Annotated in this window: 14 protein-coding genes; 6 read left to right on the top strand and 8 right to left on the bottom strand. The window is 55.8% G+C overall.

Annotation, left to right across the window (positions count from 1 at the left end; all coding sequences use genetic code 11):
• Positions 1-495: 495 nt before the first annotated feature.
• The gene (gene ggt, locus FOE74_RS15060; RefSeq protein ID WP_149099635.1) at positions 496-2088 is read left to right on the top strand and encodes a gamma-glutamyltransferase; all 1593 of its coding nucleotides are present in this window, start codon (positions 496-498) and stop codon (positions 2086-2088) included.
• A 206-nt stretch (positions 2089-2294) separates the two neighbouring features.
• On the opposite strand, the gene FOE74_RS15055 is transcribed toward ggt, so the two are convergent.
• The 5 genes from FOE74_RS15055 to FOE74_RS15035 all read right to left on the bottom strand — a co-directional run bounded on the left by FOE74_RS15055 (position 2295) and on the right by FOE74_RS15035 (position 8854).
• Positions 2295-3470, bottom strand: coding sequence for an MFS transporter (locus FOE74_RS15055; RefSeq protein WP_149099450.1), 1176 nt, complete (start codon positions 3468-3470; stop codon positions 2295-2297).
• Positions 3471-3585: 115 nt separating this feature from the next.
• A complete protein-coding gene (locus FOE74_RS15050; RefSeq protein WP_225840836.1) occupies positions 3586-5010 on the bottom strand; it encodes an erythromycin esterase family protein in 1425 nt (474 codons plus the stop codon).
• Between the two features lie 368 nt (positions 5011-5378).
• Positions 5379-6704 carry an SDR family oxidoreductase gene (locus tag FOE74_RS15045; RefSeq protein WP_149099449.1) on the bottom strand — a complete coding sequence of 442 codons (1326 nt, stop codon included), beginning with the start codon at positions 6702-6704 and terminating at the stop codon, positions 5379-5381.
• Between the two features lie 333 nt (positions 6705-7037).
• The gene (locus tag FOE74_RS15040; protein WP_149099448.1) at positions 7038-7874 is read right to left on the bottom strand and encodes an alpha/beta fold hydrolase; all 837 of its coding nucleotides are present in this window, start codon (positions 7872-7874) and stop codon (positions 7038-7040) included.
• 74 nt (positions 7875-7948) lie between these two features.
• Positions 7949-8854, bottom strand: coding sequence for a S66 peptidase family protein (locus FOE74_RS15035; protein ID WP_149099447.1), 906 nt, complete (start codon positions 8852-8854; stop codon positions 7949-7951).
• A gap of 275 nt (positions 8855-9129) precedes the next feature.
• On the opposite strand from FOE74_RS15035, the gene FOE74_RS15030 reads away from it, so the two are divergent.
• On the top strand, positions 9130-9864 hold the full coding sequence (locus tag FOE74_RS15030) for a hypothetical protein (protein WP_149099446.1): 735 nt from the start codon (positions 9130-9132) through the stop codon (positions 9862-9864).
• Positions 9865-10093: 229 nt separating this feature from the next.
• Positions 10094-10798 (top strand): alpha/beta hydrolase, encoded by a 705-nt coding sequence (locus tag FOE74_RS15025; protein WP_149099445.1) that lies wholly within the window; start codon positions 10094-10096, stop codon positions 10796-10798.
• 159 nt (positions 10799-10957) lie between these two features.
• Here FOE74_RS15025 and FOE74_RS15020 read toward each other — a convergent pair whose 3' ends face one another.
• Positions 10958-11866: a hypothetical protein gene (locus tag FOE74_RS15020; RefSeq protein WP_149099444.1), complete on the bottom strand. Its 909-nt coding sequence runs from the start codon at positions 11864-11866 to the stop codon at positions 10958-10960.
• 496 nt (positions 11867-12362) lie between these two features.
• Between FOE74_RS15020 and FOE74_RS15015 the strand changes: the two genes are divergently transcribed.
• Positions 12363-12800 (top strand): hypothetical protein, encoded by a 438-nt coding sequence (locus FOE74_RS15015; RefSeq protein ID WP_149099443.1) that lies wholly within the window; start codon positions 12363-12365, stop codon positions 12798-12800.
• A gap of 195 nt (positions 12801-12995) precedes the next feature.
• Positions 12996-13547, top strand: coding sequence for an REP-associated tyrosine transposase (locus FOE74_RS15010; protein WP_149099442.1), 552 nt, complete (start codon positions 12996-12998; stop codon positions 13545-13547).
• 501 nt (positions 13548-14048) lie between these two features.
• On the opposite strand, the gene uvrA is transcribed toward FOE74_RS15010, so the two are convergent.
• Both uvrA and FOE74_RS15000 read right to left on the bottom strand, forming a co-directional pair.
• Positions 14049-16595, bottom strand: a complete 2547-nt coding sequence (gene uvrA, locus FOE74_RS15005; protein WP_149099441.1) for an excinuclease ABC subunit UvrA — start codon at positions 16593-16595, stop codon at positions 14049-14051.
• A gap of 180 nt (positions 16596-16775) precedes the next feature.
• Positions 16776-17345: a DUF6169 family protein gene (locus FOE74_RS15000; RefSeq protein WP_149099440.1), complete on the bottom strand. Its 570-nt coding sequence runs from the start codon at positions 17343-17345 to the stop codon at positions 16776-16778.
• Between the two features lie 1127 nt (positions 17346-18472).
• Here FOE74_RS15000 and FOE74_RS14995 point away from each other — a divergent pair.
• The gene (locus tag FOE74_RS14995; protein ID WP_149099439.1) at positions 18473-19678 is read left to right on the top strand and encodes a DUF1624 domain-containing protein; all 1206 of its coding nucleotides are present in this window, start codon (positions 18473-18475) and stop codon (positions 19676-19678) included.
• The last annotated feature ends 337 nt before the right edge of the window (positions 19679-20015 follow it).

Here is a 20015-nt window from a genome sequence, read left to right as displayed (position 1 = left end):
TTTCAGATACCACCTTATTGCCTATTCTGAGGGCCGGTTCTTCTTCAGGTATCCGGGGGTTCGGCCCCAGCTAAGCCCTTGTCTGATGAAGATAAAAACACTCTTAACAAAATGCAAAACAATTCTACTTTAATCTAAATAATTAACAGATTTAAGGTACTTTACCTAGGGTGGTGGCAGAGAAACTGCCATTTATTTACCAAGATCGTTTTTATTGGGCGAGGAATAGCTAACTTTTACCGGCCAGTTTACCAGAAAAGATGTCTAAAATCTAGTTAGCCAGCCTCTCCCTCCGGTGGGAAAACCTTTGGGGTCCCTGATTCCGACGGTAGGAAACCTCAAGCCCTTGCTTTAGGTAAAGACAAAGAGAGAAAGCCCTTTAGTTATTCCGCCGGCGTGATCCTCAGAAAAATCTACCTGTTCTTCTTTCTCGTTTGCCTTACCGGCTGCGCCCACCCAGACTTGTACACCCGGGGATTGGTCACCCAGAAAGCCATGGTGGTATCAGCCCATCCGCTGGCCTCGGCGGTGGGGGCCGAGATTTTGCGGCGGGGCGGCAATGCGGTGGATGCCGCAGTGGCCGTGCAGTTTGCCTTAGCTGTGGTGTACCCAGATGCCGGCAACATTGGCGGGGGCGGATTCCTGATCTTGCGGCTCAAAGATGGCACCACCCACGCCCTGGATTACCGCGAGAAAGCCCCCGCCGCCGCCCACCGTGACATGTACCTGAACGGGCAAGGCGAAGTGATAGAAGACTTGAGCTACAAAGGGCACTTAGCCGCCGGGGTACCCGGCACGGTAGACGGCATGGTGCAGGTGCACGAAAAATACGGCCGCCTGCCCTGGTCAGAATTAGTGCAACCAGCGGTGGTTTTGGCGGCTACTGGTTTCCCGCTCACCAAAAAAGAGGCGAAGAAGCTGAACGATCAACGCCAGGATTTTGTGCAGTACAACACCCAAAGCCCAGAGTTCTTCTTCCAAGACCATTGGCGCGAAGGTGACACCCTCCGGCTAACCGACCTGGCCCGTACCCTGGAACGGATTCGGGACCAGGGGCGGGCTGGTTTCTACGAAGGCCGCACCGCAGATCTGCTTTCCGCGGAGATGAAACGGGGTCGGGGCATCATTACCAAAGCAGATCTGGCAGCCTATCGTTCCGTCTGGCGTACACCAGTCACGGGGCAGGTGGGCCCTTTGCGCGTGATTTCCATGCCTCCTCCTTCCAGCGGCGGCATTGCGCTGATTCAATTATTGACTATTTCTGAAAAATACCCCTTAAACGCCTGGGGCTGGAATACGGTACCCTCCAGTCACCTCATGATAGAGGCTGAACGCAGGGTGTACGCCGACAGGGCAGAGCATTTCGGCGATGCCGATTTCTATGAGGTGCCAGTGAAAGGATTGCTGGATACAGCCTACATCAGGAGCCGGATGAGAGGGTATTCCCCTACCAAAGCCACGTCCAGCCAGAAAGTCTCGTCGGGTACGCCTCCCCTGCCTGAAGGTCCGCACACCACCCACTACTCCATTGTAGACGCCCAGGGCAACGCCATTTCCGTGACCACTACCCTGAACAGCAGCTTCGGTAACAAGGTGGTGGTGGGCGGGGCCGGTTTCCTGCTCAACAACGAGATGGACGACTTCAGCATCAAGCCCGGGTTCCCCAACAGCTACGGCCTGGTGGGTGGTGAAGCCAACGCCATTGCCCCCGCCAAACGCATGCTCAGCTCCATGTCTCCCACCATTTTGGAAAAGAACGGCCAGCTGTTCATGGTGGTGGGTGCCATGGGCGGTTCCACCATCATTACCACCGTGTACCAGATTATCCAGAACGTAACCAAACACGGACACACCATGCAAGGCGCCATCTCCGCCGGCCGGTTCCACCACCAATGGAAACCCAATTGGGTTCTCTCAGAATGGGGAGCCCTGGGATTTGGCACCGGCCTGGGACTCTGGCTGAAAGGCCACAAAATCGCCCCCGCCATCCACGGCATCGGCCGGGCCGCCGGTATTCTGGTGCTGCCAGATGGCCGGTTAGAAGGCGGCGCAGATCCCAGAGGTGATGATGCGGCAGCAGGGTTTTAAGTGGGTTGGTTTCATATAGTGGCAATCCCTGATGGTTGCTTTACCATTCCCCACCTATTTTCCAGAAAATGCATGGTACGGACAGGTCGCGACCTGTCCAATCTCTTCAGGAAATTGATTTGGCAGTACATAAGGCAATTACCAGCTAACGTGAAGGGCAACCACCAGGGATTGCCCCTACACTTCATACAAGCGACTCACCTAACCTACGCCATCTCTTTGGCCTCTACTTTAAAGGGGTCTGCTTCAGAACGCTGCATTTTGAAGAACAACCGCGTGATAGGGATCAGCATGAGGCCAGCCAAGGCAAAGGCGATGAAGGAGATCTTCAGGTTGAAGGCGTGTGCCAGGTACCCGATCATAGGAGGCCCAATAAGCATGCCCACGATCCCGAAGGTAGCGATCAGGGAAATAGCAATGCCGGGGGAATACGTTTTAGACGCTCCGGCCAGCGTATAGGTCATGGGAATGACAGAGGCCGTGCCAAACCCCACCAGCGAGAAACCAATCATGGCGGGCCAGAACGTGGGGAACAGAATGGCCAGGCTGATGCCGGTGAAGATGAATACCCCGCTCAGCATATAGGTGGTGGCCATGCCAATGCGGTCAATGATCTTGTCAGACACAAACCGCGAGAGGGCCATAAAGGTCATAAATGTGAGGTACCCGACGGTAAACACCTCTTCTTTCACCACCTCCTGGAAGTAAATGCCGCTCCAGTCAAACATGCCCCCCTCACACACAGCGGCAAAGAACACCAGCAACCCCAGGTACATGATGTACGGGTCGGGCTTTTTGAAAGACAGCTTGTTGCCAGATGGGGACTGGTCATTTTTGAGGAGGTACCCGAAGGTGAAAACCGTTGCCAACAAACTCACCACCGACACCGAGATCAGGTGGGGCACCATGGGTACGCCCAAAGAAATCAACAAGGTGGTAAAGCCAACCCCCACAATGCCCCCAGTGCTCCAAAGTCCGTGAAAAGCCCCGTTGATCTTGCGGTCAAATTGTTTCTGAAGGGTAATGGCCTGCGTATTGACGGAGATATTGAAAATACGCATGCTCAACGAGAACAGGAACAAGACAACGGCCAGCATACCCGGCGAAGGAGCCAGCCCAATGAGGGAAAGCGCCAGGGAATTCAGCAGAAAGCCCACGGCCAGGGGAATCCTGGTCTCAAACCGAGACACCAGCCAGCCAGACAAAGGCACCCCAATCAACGAGGAAACCGGCATGGTGAGCAAAATGGTGCCTAACTCTGCCTCATTCAGGTCTAGAGCTTGTTTGATGGTAGGTATTCTGGAAGCCCAACTGGAGAAATTAAAACCGGACAGGAAAAAGAATAAACTAAGCGAAATCCGCTGCTTTTGAATCAACTGCATTGTACTAACGTAAGGGCGCAAAGATGCGCTTTTATGGCTAAACCGGTGCCAATGCTTGCCCTTTGCCTTTCCAGGGCACCGGCTTTTCCCCCTGCGGGCAAAACCTTCTACGCGATTATGTCCCTGATGGGTAAAGATCTGGCGGTTCTTGCCGAACCTTGATGGTCTTTATGGGCCGTAAAGCCCGGGTGCTATCTATAAAAATGAAAGCGTCATAGCGTTTGGGCATGACCGAAGGCACGTAGTTGCCCAAGTGCTCTACTTTGGGATTATACACCACGCCAATGGCCCTGTGCCCCACCGGCTTGTTCAGCACCTTGTTCTCGCGCAGGTCTTTAGAAAAGATGATCTTGTCTGTGGGGCTTAGCTGGTGGAGAATCTGTTCCCAGCTGCCGGGCGTGGCGGGCGGTACCGGCATGGTTTTCATGGGGGCTCCCCAGCTGCTGGCCGCGATCACGGTGCCTCTATGCGACCCAAAACCCACGATATAGACATTTTCCTCCCCGTACTCCTTCCGGGCCAGCTGGCCCACGTTTACCTCACCGCTGCTGGCCATGTCGGTGTAGCGCGCGTCGCCTACGTGGGTATTGTGCTCCCAGACAATGGCCTTGGCCTCTGGCCCATGGAAGTCCAGCAGGCGTTTCATGGTTTGGGCCATGTGGTTGTCCCGCACGTTCCAGGATTCTGTGTTGCTGCTCACCGCGGCACGGTAGTAGCGTTCGCCGTTCAGGGCCACCAGGGCATACTGCTCGGCCACAAATTGGGCTTCAGTAGGGCGCGTGCCCGCGGCGAGGTTCTGTTGCTGTATTTCCTTCCAGAGGCGGCTGGTCTGGGTACGGCAACTGGCCGAGGCATTGGCCACCGCCTGGGCGTACTGCATGGCGTCTGCGCTGTAGGGCTGGAAACACTGATGCACCTGCCGGGCGGCTTTCAACAATGCTGGGTTTTGCTCCACGTAGGGCATGAGCTCGTTCATAGATTCCCAGAGGCAGTACACATCCAAACCGTAGAAGCCTACTTTCTGTGCAACCGGTTTGCCCTGGTTGTAGCCGTTGAGCCAGGTGACTAGGTCTGCCACTTCATGGTTCCCCCACATCCAGGTGGGCCAGCGGTTGTATTGCTCCAGCAGGGCAACGGTGGCGGCACTGTCTTTTCCGGGACCTTTGATAAACTGGTTCACCCGATAAGAATCGGCCCATTCGCCCTCCACCGCCATAAAGTCAAAGCCTTTCTCCTGCATAAGCCGCTTGGTGATGGCGGCCCGCCAGGTGTAGTACTCAGAGGTGCCGTGCGAGGCCTCGCCCAGCAATACCACCCGGGCCTCGCCAATCTCCTGTAACAGGAGATCCAGGTCCTGCTCGTTTTTAAGCGGATGGTTGGGAATGGTGAGCGTGACGGTCTTGTCGCTTTTTTGCGCAACGGGTGGCGCAGAATTCTGCTGGGCTGCTTTTTGCGCCGGAGACGGTTTACAGCCCAACATCAGAAAACAAGGCAAAAACAGAAACCAGATCGCCCGTAGGGGTATTTTCCACTTGTTCATACCGCATTTCAATTTCTAGAAGTGTATCTAAGGTTTTGGGATAGCCTGTTCTGGAAACCTGAACTTGCACCAGAAAGCCTGTGCTAACCGTGTTTAGGGGCTATTCTCCTTAAAATGGCCCTAAAACGGGATTGGCAGAGACACTCGCAGGAGCTGCACACCCTACGAGGTCGGGTTGAGTTCTGAGTCTTGAGTCGAGAGTCCTGAGTCTGATAATATAACCTGCTGGCGCGAGTCTCCAGACTCATGACATGGGAGGAAGCGATTCTCCAGACTCGCCGTGAACCACTTGCAGAAGCGCCTACGGTCAGGGACTGAGGCCGCCAAGGCTTTTTACGCAGAAGCCATGGCGGCCCACCCATTCTCTTTTACAGGGTTCCAGGCGTAGTGCCGGGTGAACCGGTGAGGCCACCCAATGGATCACCCGCCGGCCGGACCGCATCAGTTCCACTTCCGGTGTTGGTACTGGTACCGCTATGGCCCACAGTGCCGGTTCCGTAAATATCTGGTGAAGTGCTGATATGGTCATTGGCACTGCCGGGGCGATGGTCCGGGAAGTTGCCTGTCTGGTCGCCGGTGCTGCGGCTGGTGCTTCCGGTGGTGGATTCTGAGGTGCTGCCTACGCTTCCAGCTTTACTTGTCTGGCTTAAGGAGGTGTGGTGATCAGCGGCCACGGGGTAGGTGGCTGGCTGGGGAACCGGCCGTTGCGCCGAAGCAGAGCCGGTGTAGGTGCCTTTCTTCTGCTGCTGCAGGTAATACCCCACTGCCCCGGCCAGGGCTAGTCCGGCCAGCACCGGGAAGGTTTTTCCGGCGGTTTTCCCAGAATCCTTGGGCAACCAGCCGCCGTTCACCTTGTTCCAGTTGGTCATAGGGGCATACAGGTTGCCCTGGAACGGACCCGACGGTTGGCTTTTGAAGTGGTTGTGGGCGATCATTTTCTGCAGGTACTTATCAAACAGCAGGGCCGGAGACACCAGGCGCTGCAACCGCATCATGCGGCTCATGTTGCCCACCGTGACCTGCTCCTGCGGCTTTCTGGTGAGGCGGTAAATGGCGTTGGCTACCCGTTTGGCAGGAATCACCGGGTCTGGCGCTTTTACGGCCTGGCCCATGTAATTACCGGCATGCTGGAAAATAGGCGTGTCAATAACCGCCGGCAGCACGCAGCACACATGGATATTTTCTTCATCGGCGAGTTCCTGGGTCAGGCTGATGCTCATGCCCCGCACCGCGTACTTGCTCATGGTATACGGGATGGAGAAGGGCTGCCCCACCAGCGCCGCCATAGACGAAACGTTGATGAGCGTACCATACCCCTGCGAACGGAACTGCCGGATGGCCACTCGGGCCCCATAAATGTACCCAAACACATTGACCTCCATCAACTGCCGGATGTCCTCAGTAGGGATTTCCTCAAAGCGCCCGAAAAGCCCCACGGCCGCGTTGTTCACCCATACGTCAAACCCGCCAAACGAGGATTGGGCCTGGTAAGCCAACGCATTGACCTCCTCCTCTTTGGCTACATCGGTGGGCACGGCAATGGCCTGGCCTCCCAGGCGGTTGCATTTCTCGGCTACTTCTTCTAAACCAGCCCCAAAACGGGCGGCCAGCACCAATTGGTACCCGCGGCGGGCAAATTCATACGCGGTGGCGCGGCCAATACCGCTGGAAGCCCCTGTGATCACTGCTATCATATGCGTTCGGTTTCAGGTTGATACTGGTAAAGAGGTACGCCCGCCTACTGGTTAAGTTCATCAGCCTAAAGGAATTAGGTATTTCCCACATTCCTCCTGTCGTTTTCCGCAAACCCTGAAAAGGAGCCGTTTCAGAGAAAACAGCCCCAAAACAGAGGGATCGGTTCCCTATCTTAGAATTGGCGAAGGGGCAGTCCTGACAAAAAGCGCGTAGTTTGTTTTTCGCCTCCTTTGCCAAAAACGGGCTTTAAACCTGGCACCCCGGCACCCGTTGAATTCCGATGCCAGAAATCTACCCCTTGAAGCCCAGGCGCCGAACCGGCGGAAGAGAAGTCAGCTAATCCTGAAATGGCCGTTCAGCACTTCCAGAAAAGCGGGCTGGTTGTGCGACCAGGGGATATGGCCGCAAGTGGGCAGGAACGCGAACCGGGCCTTTGGGTACCGCTGCACCACATGGCGCATGCTTTCCCCGTAAATATCCTGCTGCCCATACACCACCGTCACAGGACAACTCGGGTCCTGGCCCGGCGACAATTCCGGGTGGGATAAGATGGCTTTTACCGTGCGGTTGATTGGCTGGGCTTTGATGCAATGCAGGGCAAATTGCTCTGGGTACACCTCTTTAAAGCCCCGGCTGAAGTTCAGGAGGGCCTGCCGAAAGAAACCCCGATATCCCTGATCCCGCCCCAACAGCCCCAGGCCAGCGTGGGCGTTCATAGCCAGCCACTCCCACCACGTGCTCTTTCTCTGGTTGTAGCGGGCAATCTCCAGGCTCATCTCTTTCCAGTGGGTGCCGGTGCCCGAGGCCGGGTTGGCGAGAAACAAACTCAACAGCCGGTTGGGGTTGCGCTGCGCATACAGTTGGGCATACAGCCCGCCCCAGGAGTGCCCTAACAAATGGAACCGCTCTAGCCTGAAATGGCCGGCCAGGCAGGTGATGTCTGACAGGTAGCGGTCCAGGGAATAGTCCTGGGACCGGCACGGCGACATAAGCGTACCCCGCTGGTGAAAGGAGAGGACCTGAAACTGCCGGGCCAGGTACTTGCGCACAAAGGTCAGCCCCTCGGGCACGCCCGGGCCGCCGTGCAGCAGCAGCACGGTTTCCTTACCGGGGTTGAGGTGCAGGGTGGTAAACAACCAGGCATCTTGATGGGGCAGCAGTACGTTCATGGCTTTCTTTTCTGTAACCAGGGGCTAAATGATTCTCTCCACTTCTGCACCATCCGCAGGGGCGGAAGGCCGGCTTACCGTACAAACGTGATGCTGCCTCCTTTCGCAGTCGCCACCAGCCGCACGAGCGCCCCCAAGACCAAGGTTTTGTTCACCTTGCCGTGCCCCGCCGGAAACCCGAAACACACTGGAAAGTCGTATTCCCGCACCGCGTCCAGGAGAATCTCCTCGGGGGTTTTGCCAAAGGGCGGGTCATCTTCCTGCATGTCTACCAGCTCCCCTACCAGCAGGCCTTTCACCTGGTCAAACTTACCCGCCTGCTTCAAAGAAATCAGGTAACTATCTAGTCGGAAGGGCTTCTCGCCTACTTCTTCCAGGAACAGGATCTTGCCGTTGGTGTTAGCCTCTGACAGGGTGCCCTTGGCAATGCAGAGCACACTGAGGGTGCCACCCACCAGCGGGGCCTCTGCGGCTCCCGTCCGGTTGAGCGGGTGCGGAGGCACGCGGTAAGCCAGCTTCTCCCCGAACAGCGCCTTGCGCAGGCTTTCCCAGGACTCTTGGTCGTAGCCGGTTTCCAGGTCGGCGGCCATGGTGCCGTGGAGGGTGGCGGTGCCCAGCCTGCTCTGCACGAGGCTGTGCAGGAAGGTAGTGTCACTGTACCCAACGAGCCACTTGGGGTGGTCTTTGAACTTACTGAAGTCCAGCTGGTCCACTACCCTGCTGATGCCGTAGCCGCCCATGGTCTGGAACACCGCCTTTACCTCGTCCTGGTCCAGCATCTGCTGCAGGTCCTGGCGCCGCAGCGCATCTGGTCCGGCCATGCTTCCGTGCCGGGGGCCAATGGTGCGCCCCAGCACGGGTTTCAGCTGCCATTCCGTTAGAATCCTGACCATGGCCTCAATGTACCCAGGCACAGTGTAGTTGCTGGTGCTGACCAGGCCTACTTTGTCGCCGGGCTTCAGAAATGGAGGTACCATCATGCATTTGCCTTTCTCTCCGCAACGCGGGATTCTTTAGGTGGTTGGGCCAGACCGCGAATACCGTGTTTTCCCCGCTTCACCTCCGTAGTTTTCTCCAAACAGTCCTCCCCGAGGCGGGAGAAAGAAAGCGCGGAGATGGGCCCCTGCTCCTTTCTGTTTAGCACTCTTTTTCAGAAAAACGGCCAAAATTCACCGGTCAGGCGTTTCCTGACCTTTACCCATATAACCGGACTAATGAAGATTGTGTAGTTTTGGGAAATATGGAACGGCAGAGAATGGCAGCAGGGGAAGAGACAGAATCGCCTAAAACGGCAGCAGAACGCCAGGGGATCAACCTCCACAACGAGCGCTCGCTGCACGCCGGCCTGAAACAGTGGTATGCGCAACCGCACGACCGGTTTGAAGTGCCGGTGAGCGGGTTTGTGATTGACCTGGTAAGAGGCCCGCAGCTGGTAGAGATCCAGACCCGGAACTTTACCGCCATCAGGCCCAAACTGAAGGCGCTGCTCCAGGACCACCCCGTGCACCTGCTGCACCCGGTCACCTATGAGAAATGGGTGGTGCAGGTAGAGGACAAAGGGGGCGCTATGCTGTCGCGCCGCAAATCACCGTACAGGGGCGCCCTTACTGACCTGTTTGAGGAACTGGTACGCCTCCCGGACCTGGTGCCGCTAAAAGGCTTTACCCTGGAGTTTGCCCTCATTAGGGAAGAGGAAGTGCGTTGCCGCGATGGCAAGGGCAGCAAGCACCGCAAGAAAGTGAGCATCAAAGACCGTAAGCTGCTGGAGGTGGTGAGCACGCACCGGTTTTCCTCGTCGCAGGATTTCCTGCAGTTCCTGCCACAAGACCTGCCGCAGCCCTTCTCTAACCGAGACTTGGCGGCAGCCCTGGCCCTGCCCTTACACCGGTGCCGCCAGATCACCTACTGCCTCCGCAAGATGGAAGCCCTGGCCGTAGTGGGCAAGCTTCGGAACGAGCTGCTCTACGAACAGGCGGTTCTGGCGCCATAGCCAAGGGCAGGTTCGCAGGTCCAGGGTCTGTTTTCGGCCTATTTGGCGAAAAAGGGGCAATAAACCCGCCGGTTCTCAGCCTCCGGTTCAAACGTAATGCGCTAAGTTGTTTCTTCCTTCTGAGGGTGTGGGCCACTCCTCCGTATTTAACCTGAATCTTACCAACAGACACAACCCTCTGCCTGTTTCCCGTATGTCTTAGGTGAATCACAGAAAAGAAGGAGGCCGGATGATCCCCAGCAGAAACAGCTACCAGACCGGGCGTTTGACCGCCGCCCCCCATCTTCCCACCCTGGAAACCACTTCTAAGACCGGGCTGCACCCTCTGGGCTTGGACCCCGACAAAGATGGGCTGCTCTACGTGCCATTAGGTTATGACCCGGCGCTGCCCGCCGCCCTGGCGGTGCTGTACCATGGTTCAGGTGGCAACCCAGAGCAAGGCCAATGGCTACTGCAGCAATACGCTGATGCTGCCAACCTCATTCTCCTGGCGCCGGCCTCCCGCAAATACACCTGGGACGTGATCGTGAGCGACAGTTTTGGCCCAGATGCGTGGTACACTGACCAGGCCCTGGCGCACGTGTTCTCCCATTATGCCATTGACCCGGGCAAGATAGCCGTGGGCGGTTTCTCAGACGGTGCCTCGTACGCCCTGTGCATGGGCCTGACCAACGGCGACCTCTTCACACATGTCATCGCCTTCTCCCCCGGCTTCGGCTTTAGCCGAGAGAAAACAGGCCAGGCCGCCGTCTTCCTATCGCATGGCCAGCAAGACCCCATTCTGCCCATTGACCCCTGCAGCCGGAAAGTGTACCGCGAACTGAAGGACTTGGGCCTGGAAGTAAATTACCTGGAGTTTGAGGGAGAGCACGAAATACCAGGCCCTGTCTCAGCGGCAGCGGTAGAATGGTTTCTAGGGAAGAAAATCGGATAGAGGAAGGTCCAGGAAAGGCAGAGCACCAAGGGGCAGGAAACCAGAGAACCGGGTAGCTTTAAACGTTCCGCTGGCAAGGCCTGCAGTATAAAACCTAAAAAGCCGGAGGCGGGGTTTTATTCCCCGCCTCCGGCTTTCTGGAGCACCAGCAATGTTAGTTCAGGGTTTGGTCACCTTCGCACAAGCATACGTGAAGGTTCTGGTCACCCCCAGGGAGCCGGTTACTTTGGCCGGACGGTTGTTGGCGGTGTAGGTATAGGTGTTGGTGCCGGTGAAGTTGAGGGCGGCGGTGTCAAAGGTGGCGCCTGGCCCGTGCGTGGTGCCTTCTGTGGTGGTCATGGACGTGACCGTGAGGATGTTGTTAGGCGACATGTTCTGGATCACCAGGCCCGGCGGCAGGTAGTTCTGCGAAGGGTATTCATGGTAGGGGTTTATTTTATCGTCATGGGTATAGGTGGTCTTGATGACAATGTCATTGAAGGCCCCGGAGCTCTGGAAATTAAAAGCCCGGTATTCCCGCACCTCCGTGAGGTTGCCTTTGTCATTGTAGGTGAACGTGAAATCATTCAACAAGCGCGGCGCACCGCCGGTGACCTGATAGTTCTTGCTGGAAATCAGCTGCTTTTTGGCATTGTAGGTATGCTCTCTGGTGGCCATTTTCACCGGCTGCGAGCCAGGTGGGCCCGTTCTGGCATACAGATCTACCCGGCTGATCAGGCCTTGCGCATCATGCTCAAAAAGGTAGTACTGGAAGACCGTACCGTTTCTGAAAATGGTGGTGCTCACAATCTTCCCGGCCACATCTACCCCAAAGGCAATGGTGCTGGAAGAGGCCGGATTCTGCGGATAGACATCTTCTACCCCCGTTAGGTCAAGGCCAACATACATATAGTCCCGGGTGAAGGTTTGGCTGGGGTTGGGAGAGACCACCTCTTCCTTGAGCAGTCTGCAAAGGACTACTTCGGGTTCAGGCGTTGGGGCCGGGTCTTCTTCCTTTTTGCCTGAACAGCCACCCAGCAGGAAAAGGAAGCAGGAAAGGGTCAAGTAGGTTCGTAAAAGTTTGGCCATAGGGTTTAAAGGAATAAGGTTTGGTTTCAAAGGGACTTCAAAAAATGAACCGGGAAAAGCCTACGGAGCACAGGTACCCACCGGGCTACTCACTGGTTTTCTAAGTGTTTTTCAAAAAATGGGGGATAAATGCAGGGGGAGGCAAACCAGGGTTAGGCTAGTAATTCTCTTCTGAAGCTACGCCATGCCATAAGGGGCCCAGCCTTCTGTATGCCGCTGTAAAAGTAGGAGATTGGACAAAAAAATGGAATACCCAGGGCCCTTGCCGCCAACAAATTTTCACCCTTGGCGCCTACCTTTTCGCACCCCTAGGCCTGCTGCTGCCGGGTTCCTGCCCGCTGCCCAAGCCATGGTCTGAAAACGTTGCCCTGGGTCAATGCTTCCGGAACCAGGCTCCCCTACTTTTGCTTACGTTCACCGGGCACCCCTTTGCCTTCGCCGCGACTAGCTCTTCAAATTGAACTGGCCCGAGGGAGCGCCCACTAAACCAATAGCCATGCATCTTCCAAAACACTTTTTCAACCTCCTCCTTCTCTTCTTCTTTCTGGTAACCACCGCCTGCTCTGATGATTCTGGGCAGAACCCCACCGACCACCGGCTGCTAGGCAAATGGAACGTGCTTTCCAAAACCAAAACGGAAACCTTCCCCGGCGAGGCGCCTGAGGTGGAGAAAGAGGGATATGATGCCGGAGAGAAGACCTATACCTTTACCGCCGACGGGAAGCTGGTGATTGTGGATGGCCACGGAAACCACTCCACCACCTTACCCGCCTGGATGGACGGAGATAAATTGTTCATCGGGCAGAACCACCCGAACAAACAACCTTACACCGTCACCATAGAGGGGCAGCGAGCGCTTCTAGTCAAGGAGGAAACCACCACCAAAGACGGCCGAACCCTCCTCAAAATAGAGGAAGTCCTCCTGGAGCGGTAGTAATCTTCCTCGCCACCGCCACTGCTAGCCTTAACAAGATGGGCGTTTAGGGGCTGTTTCTCTGGAAACAGCCCCTAAACGCCTTTTTATGGTCCCTTAGCAAGGGGCCTCCGCTACACCCCGTCACCGTCGCACTCCCCTTGAAATATTCACCCATTCTATTCCGTATAGGGGGAAGGACCAACTTCGCCCCTTATGAGCCGGCATTACCGCATCCATGATCAGGAAAAGCGTTACTTTCTCTCCTTCAGTCCTTTAAACTGGTTAGATGTTTTTATTCGGCCCGAGTACAAAGACATTGTGGTAGACAGCTTCCAGTACTGCATCCGGCACAAAGGATTGGAGGTATATGCCTGGTGTATCATGAGCAGCCACGTACATGCTATTGTGGGCACAAAGGGTGAGAACGCCTTAGAGGGCATCCTCCGCGACTTGAAGAAATACACCGCCAAAACCATCCTGCAAGCCATTGCTGAAAATCCGCAGGAAAGCAGGAAAGCCTGGATGTTGTGGATGTTTGAGAGAGCGGGCCGCAGCAACCCCAACAACCAGCACTTCCAATTCTGGCAACAGCACAATCACCCCATTGCGCTCAACACCAACTTCCTGCTAGAGCAAAAACTCCGGTACATTCATCAGAACCCCGTTGAAGCAGGAATTGTGCGGGAGCCCCAGGAGTATCTCTACAGCAGCGCCATAGATTATGCAGGTGGCAAGGGACTGGTGGAGGTAATTCTGATAGAGTAAAAGCAAGGCTACTTCAAGTTTGAGCGAAGCGGTAACTTGGAGTAGAAATGACCGTTTGTTTGCAACTGGCGCACCTATTACCACAGGAATACCAAGGGCAGTTACAAACTGTCCTCATGAATAGCCACAAGTTACCGCTCCGCTCAAACTTGCGGCATGAAAGCGCTATTGACTATGGAGGTGACGGATGATAGGTGATGGAAACACCACTGTTTAAGCCCTGAAGTTAAGGAACCGGCCCAAAAACAAAACATACTTCAAGTTTGAGCGAAGCGGTAACTTGGAGTAGAAATGACCGTCAGTTTGTAACTGGCGCAACACACTACCTAATTATGACCAAGCCAGTTACAAACTGGCTTCATTGTCAGCCACAAGTTACCGCTTCGCTCAAACTTGCGGCAGGTAAAGGGGCAGATAAGGCTCAAGTTTCCGGCAGGTAAAGAAATACCTTAAATCGATCAAGGCCTCAATTCCCAAAAAACCTCCCAAAAAGCACCATTCCTAATTCTTAATTCCTAGTTCTTTCGCCAGAAAAGGGGCCGTCTTGCTCATGGAGGCAGCCGCTACTTCCTCCGGCGTGCCGGTAGCCACGATCTGGCCGCCCTCCTCCCCTGCTCCGGGTCCGATGTCGATGACCCAGTCAGAGGCGGCGGCTACGCGCATGGTGTGTTCCACCACCAGCACGGTATTGCCGGCCTCTACCAGCGTGTCCAGTTGGGCCATGAGTTTCTCCACGTCTGCCGGGTGCAGGCCGGTGGTGGGCTCGTCCAGGACATAAAGGGTGTTGCCGCGGTTGGCGCGCTGGAGTTCGGTGGCGAGTTTGATGCGCTGGGCCTCGCCGCCCGAGAGCTCGGTGGCGGGCTGCCCCAGGCGCAGGTAGCCCAGGCCTACATCGCGCAGCACGGTCAGGGCGCGGTGGATGGCGGGTTCCTCATCGAAGAATTCGCCGGCGGCGTCTACGGTGAGGTTCAGGACCTGGGCGATGTTAAAGTCCTTGTAGGTCACCTCCAGCGTGGGCGCGTTGTAGCGGGCGCCGTGGCAGACGGGGCAGGGCGCGTACACGCTGGGCAGGAAAAGCAGTTCCACCATCACGAAGCCCTCGCCCTGGCAGTTCTCGCAGCGGCCTTTGGCCACGTTGAACGAGAAGCGGCCCGCGTCATAGCGGCGTTTCTTGGCCAGCGGCGTGGCCGCGAAGAGTTTGCGCACGTGGTCAAAGAGGCCGGTATAGGTGGCCATGTTGGAACGGGGCGTGCGCCCGATGGCTTTCTGGTCTACCCGCACCAGCCGCCGGATGTGCTCCATCCCACTCACGATTCGGCCACCGGTGGTCTGCGGCGCGGCCCGTTCCAGGTCATCTCCCTCCTCTTCCTCCGCCTGGATTTCCTGGCCCAACTGTTCGGCCACCAGCTCTACCAATACCTGGCTTACCAGACTGCTCTTGCCCGAGCCCGACACGCCCGTGACCGTGGTGAACGCGCCCAGCGGAAATTCGGCATCCAGGTTATGGAGGTTGTTGCGGGTCACGCCGCTCAGCTTGAGCCAGCCGGCAGGTGAGCGGCGCTCACGCGATGGCATCGGCGCCAAGCCGAACAGGTAGGCCGCGGTCTGGGAGTTGGCCACCTGCTGCAGGCCATCGGGCGGGCCGCTGTAGAGGATTTCGCCGCCTTTCTCGCCGGCCGCGGGGCCCACGTCCACGAGCCAATCGGCTTGCCGGATTACGTCCAGGTTATGCTCCACCACAAACAGGGAGTTGCCGGCTTTCTTCAGGTTGGCCAGGGCGGTGAGCAGGGCCAGCGTGTCACTGGGGTGCAGGCCCGCCGAGGGTTCGTCCAGCACGTACACCACGCCGAACAGGTGCGAGTACAGCTGCGTGGCCAGCCGCAGGCGCTGCAACTCGCCGGGCGACAAGGTAGGCGTACTGCGTTCCAGCGCCAGATATCCTAGCCCCAAATCCAGCAGCACCTGAATACGCGCTACCAAATCCTGCGCGATGCGCTGCTTGGCAATCACCTGCTCGGGGTGTTCCTCCTCGTGTTGGGTGTGGGGGTTGGTAACGGCATTCACGTACGGTTGCAGGGTCTGGGCCACGCGCTGCAGCGGCAGGCGGGAAAACTCCGTGATGTCAAGGCCCGCGAAGGTGACGGAAAGCGAGGCGGGGTTGAGGCGTTTGCCCTGGCAGGTGGGGCAGTCGGTGTGGAGCATGTACTGCAGCACCCGCTTTTTCATCTGGGGGCTGTGGGTGTTGGCAAACGTATGGAACACGTGCCGCCGGGCGCTGGAGAAGGTGCCCATGTAGTTGGGTTCCTCTTTGCGTTTGAAGGCGCGCTGGGTCTGTTCGGGCGAATAGCCGGGGTACACGGGCACCACGGGTTGGTCGTCGGTGAAGAGAATCCAGTCGCGGTCTTTCTGGGGCAGATCGCGCCAAGGGCGGTCCACGTCAAAGCCCAGGGTCACCAGAATGTCGCGCTGGTTCTGCCCGCCCCAGGCCATGGGCCAGGCGGCAATGGCCCGCTCCCGGATGGTGAGCGAAGGGTCGGGCACCATGCTTTGCTCGGTGACATCATAGATGCGGCCCAGGCCGTGGCAGGTGGGGCACGCGCCCTCGGGGGTGTTGGGCGAAAAGGCCTCGGCGTAGATGATGCCTTGGCCCTTGGGGTAATCTCCGGCCCGGCTATAAAGCATGCGCACCAGGCTGGAGAGCGTGGTCACGCTGCCCACGCTGGAGCGCGTGGTAGGCGTGCCGCGCTGTTGCTGCAGGGCCACGGCCGGGGGCAGGCCCTCAATGGCGTCTACCTCGGGCACGGCCATCTGGTGGAACAGCCGCCGCGCGTAGGGGCTCACGCTCTCCAGGTACCGGCGCTGGGCCTCGGCGTACAAGGTGCCAAACGCCAGCGACGACTTGCCCGACCCTGACACACCGGTGAACACGACCAGCGCATCTCGGGGTATAGATAGGTCTACGTTCTTGAGGTTATGCTCGCGTGCCCCGCGAACGGTGACGAAGCCGGTGAAAGGAGTATTAGGGGGAGAAGAAAAATCTTGTGCCATGCTGTAAAAGTAGGAAACGAAGGTCAACCCCGCTTACGAAAGGCCGAAGCAGCGGTTTTACTTCCCCTTTCCTACCCCACCCAATACAAGGCAACTTTGTTAGCAAGCTGTTTTATGAAAATCTGCCTGTAAACAGGAGGTACTTCCAACCAGAAGGAAGAGTATAAAAGTACCCTCTTGTTACTCCAAGTAGTTGCTTATCTTCTCCATCATTTCAGGGAGGCAGTCTTCTATTTCCCCTTTATAAGTGTTCTCACTGCTAAAAAGCATACAGGCGGACACCGAAGAAGTGTTGGCGAGGGTGACTTTGATGATATTTTGAATCCTGTATTGGCGGAACCATATATCAAAGAGCTTCGCCCGGACTCCTTGCCTGCTATCTGACGGGTCACAAACATACAGAAGCACGATTCTTTTGTCTTTGAATAACTCCAGAATGAAAGAAACAATAGTATCTGAAATTCTGGGATCAAAGGTAATAAAACGAGACCTTGGGAAAGAATGGAAGGGAGAAGTAGTCTCCTCTAAAGAATGTTGGTTTTCACGCAGTGGCTTAAACCCGAACATAAAGGCATGGGCAGCAAAAAGGGTACCTTCTGGAAAGTACCCTTCTGCTTCAGTTGTATATACGAAGTAGGCTTTACCCTGATCCGTTAAGAATTGAAATCCACTACTTACTTCTAGAAGTTCGTAAGGATTCAGGTTTGACGAACTTGATGTCATTGATTTGTTTCTCTTCAGGGTTTTCAAGGTAAGCTTCAATCCGCTTTTTATCAGCGGCCATTTGCTTCACTACCTGGTCCCAGTCTACTTTTCGTTTTGTTTCGGTTGCCATCAGGCTCTCCTTTCTTGTTTACGTGCTTTTGTAAGTAACTCTTGCAACTACTTCAACACTACTATTTACAAAGTTATTATAATCTATACAAAATTGAGCCACAAAAGGTTTGGCGTTGCCTAAGGACGAATTTGAAAAGCTTGCCTCCTAAGTTGCTACAGTTCTATTGGAGGGCTTTTTCGGGAAAGTAGACGTTAAACAAGACGATCATAAAGGTGGGTATCTGCGATGTGCTTCAGCGTACAGCGTCTCCACCGCCAGCGACGAATCCACGATCCCGACACGCCTGTGAACACCACCAGCGCATCTCGGGGTATAGATAGGTCTACGTTCTTTAAATTATGCGCGCGCTCCGCGAACGATGACGGTGAAAGAAATATTAGAGAGAGAAGTAAAATCTTGTGCCATGCCGTGAAATTAGGAGACGAACGTCAACCCCAGTTACGAAAGGCCAAAGCAGCGGTTTTACTTCCCCGTTCCTCCCCTATACAAAGCAACTTTTGTTTGCAGGCTGTTTTATGAAAATCTGCCTGTAATCAGAATGTACTTCCAACCAAATGGAAGGGGATAAAGTATTCACTTGTTAATGCAAGTAGTTTTATTAGCGCAGATTCAAGGCGGTGGATAGCCATAAAGTATATTTGACAGCAATACATATCCTTTCCCTACTCTGCCCCCCTGAAAGGGCCTGGTGGACGAACCAGAAAAGGCCTGGCGTCAAGGAATTACAGATTGCCAACCAGATCCTTAAAGGAGGACAAAAAAAATTGGCTGTTGACTACCATATATGCTGACGCCCAAATAGGTTTGACAATCAGCAAAAGCCTTCTACTGGATTGCGCTATTTAACCGTAAAGGCATTATGTGATACAGGCTCAGAATCCCACCTCCTCTTATCCATCATACAGGATAGACCACTACAGAAAAATTACATATCAACAATCTTTCTTTACACTTACTTCGCTGGCCTTGAGCATATAGGAAAGAAGGGGGAGGATTCTTACCTTAGAAACAGCATCAAACCATCCAAGCCTTTCCGCTCATGCTCCGCACCGAAGCTTCTACCCCGCTGGCGCAAGCCCGCCAAACCCGGGTTTCCTCCATTGATGTGGTGCGAGGCTTGGCCATTGTGATCATGGCGCTAGACCACGTGCGCGATCTGTGGCACACCACCTCGCTGGCGCAAGACCCGCTGTCGTTTGACACCACTACCCTGGCCCTGTTCCTGACACGCTGGGTCACGCATTTCTGCGCGCCCACCTTTGTGTTCCTGGCGGGCACCTCTGCCTACCTGTCGCTGCACCGAGACGGAAACTATGGGCGCGCCCAGCGGTTCCTGCTTTCCCGAGGCGTCTGGCTTATGGTGCTGGAGGTCACGATCATCAGCTTCGGGATCTGGTTTGACATCTTCTTCCGGACGACCATGTTCCAGGTGATCTTTGCCATCGGGTTCGGGTTTGTGGTGCTGGCAGCGTTGCTACGGCTCCCGGCCAAAGTCATTGGAGGGATCGGGTTGGCTATTATCCTGCTGCACAACCTGCTGCCGCAAGTAGGTCCGGCGGAGGGCATGGCGGGTAAATTCGCCTATTCCCTGCTGTTCCGCCAGGGGTTCTTCCCGGCCACTGAGCATTTTTCGTTTCTGGTGGCGTATCCGGTGATCCCGTGGCTGGGCATTCTGCTGCTGGGCTTCGGTTTTGGGCCTGTTTTCAGGAAAACGGAGCCAGAACGCCGGAAGCTGCTCTGGCTTTCAGCGGCGGTGGCCCTGGGCGTGTTCGCCGTGCTGCGGTACGTGCAGGTCTACGGAGATCCTAACCCCTGGGCGGTGCAGAAAACGGCGGTGTTCACGGTGCTGTCGTTCCTGAACGTAACCAAATACCCGCCGTCCCTGTTGTACGCGGCCTTGTTCCTAGGGCTTATGTTTTTAGCGCTGGTTTTGCTGGAACGGGCCCAAAACGGTTTTGCCCGCTTCTTGACCGTCTACGGCCGGGTGCCGCTGTTCTTCTACCTGGCGCACTGGTACCTCATTCACACCGGCATGCTGTTGCTCATGTTCTGGCAGGGCCTCACCTGGCAGCAACTGCCGTTCGGCACGCTGGAGTTTGGCCGGCCCAAAGTAGGCGTGGGCGTGGAGCTGCCCTATGTGTACCTGGTCTGGGTAGCGGTGGTGTTGGTGCTCTACCCCGCCTGCCGCTGGTACAGCCGCTACAAAGCCGCCCACGCCGAGAAGAAGTGGCTGAGTTATCTGTAGCATCTGCTTTAAAACTGAAGAGAACCATACTTCCAGTTGGAGCGCAGCGGTAAATGGAGGAGAAATGTTAGTCAGTTTGAAACTGGCGTTTTGCATTTTAGGATTGCATCCTACGCCAGTTACAAACTGGCATTAATGTAAGCCACAAGTTACCGCTTCGCTCAAACTTGCGGCATGAAAAGGCTCAGTTATCTGTAGGAAGAAGTTTGTTCTGCTTATGAATAGGTAGATTCGGGTTGAAGGGCTCCTTAGGTAAACTATCCTCTTCACCCCTCTTTCCAATCCGTTGCCTTTTATACACCAGAAGCTCCATCTTAAAATAGATGGAGCTTCTGGT

Origin of the sequence: Rufibacter glacialis (genome assembly GCF_008271745.1) — a bacterium.
In the GTDB taxonomy this organism is placed as follows: domain Bacteria; phylum Bacteroidota; class Bacteroidia; order Cytophagales; family Hymenobacteraceae; genus Nibribacter; species Nibribacter glacialis.
The sequence above is the reverse complement of the archived record's forward strand: the minus strand, read 5'-3'. Positions and strand labels throughout refer to the sequence as shown.

Excerpts from the sequence above, each read along its gene's own strand:
- FOE74_RS15055 (WP_149099450.1), bottom strand. The coding sequence starts at position 3,470 with ATGCAGTTGATTCAAAAGCAGCGGATTTCGCTTAGTTTATTCTTTTTC.
- FOE74_RS15050 (WP_225840836.1), bottom strand. The coding sequence starts at position 5,010 with ATGAACAAGTGGAAAATACCCCTACGGGCGATCTGGTTTCTGTTTTTG.
- FOE74_RS15045 (WP_149099449.1), bottom strand. The coding sequence starts at position 6,704 with ATGATAGCAGTGATCACAGGGGCTTCCAGCGGTATTGGCCGCGCCACC.
- FOE74_RS15040 (WP_149099448.1), bottom strand. The coding sequence starts at position 7,874 with ATGAACGTACTGCTGCCCCATCAAGATGCCTGGTTGTTTACCACCCTG.
- FOE74_RS15020 (WP_149099444.1), bottom strand. The coding sequence starts at position 11,866 with ATGGCCAAACTTTTACGAACCTACTTGACCCTTTCCTGCTTCCTTTTC.
- ggt (WP_149099635.1), top strand. The coding sequence starts at position 496 with ATGGTGGTATCAGCCCATCCGCTGGCCTCGGCGGTGGGGGCCGAGATT.
- FOE74_RS14995 (WP_149099439.1), top strand. The coding sequence starts at position 18,473 with ATGCTCCGCACCGAAGCTTCTACCCCGCTGGCGCAAGCCCGCCAAACC.
- FOE74_RS15015 (WP_149099443.1), top strand. The coding sequence starts at position 12,363 with ATGCATCTTCCAAAACACTTTTTCAACCTCCTCCTTCTCTTCTTCTTT.
- FOE74_RS15035 (WP_149099447.1), bottom strand. The coding sequence starts at position 8,854 with ATGATGGTACCTCCATTTCTGAAGCCCGGCGACAAAGTAGGCCTGGTC.
- FOE74_RS15010 (WP_149099442.1), top strand. The coding sequence starts at position 12,996 with ATGAGCCGGCATTACCGCATCCATGATCAGGAAAAGCGTTACTTTCTC.
- FOE74_RS15025 (WP_149099445.1), top strand. The coding sequence starts at position 10,094 with ATGATCCCCAGCAGAAACAGCTACCAGACCGGGCGTTTGACCGCCGCC.
- uvrA (WP_149099441.1), bottom strand. The coding sequence starts at position 16,595 with ATGGCACAAGATTTTTCTTCTCCCCCTAATACTCCTTTCACCGGCTTC.
- FOE74_RS15030 (WP_149099446.1), top strand. The coding sequence starts at position 9,130 with ATGGCAGCAGGGGAAGAGACAGAATCGCCTAAAACGGCAGCAGAACGC.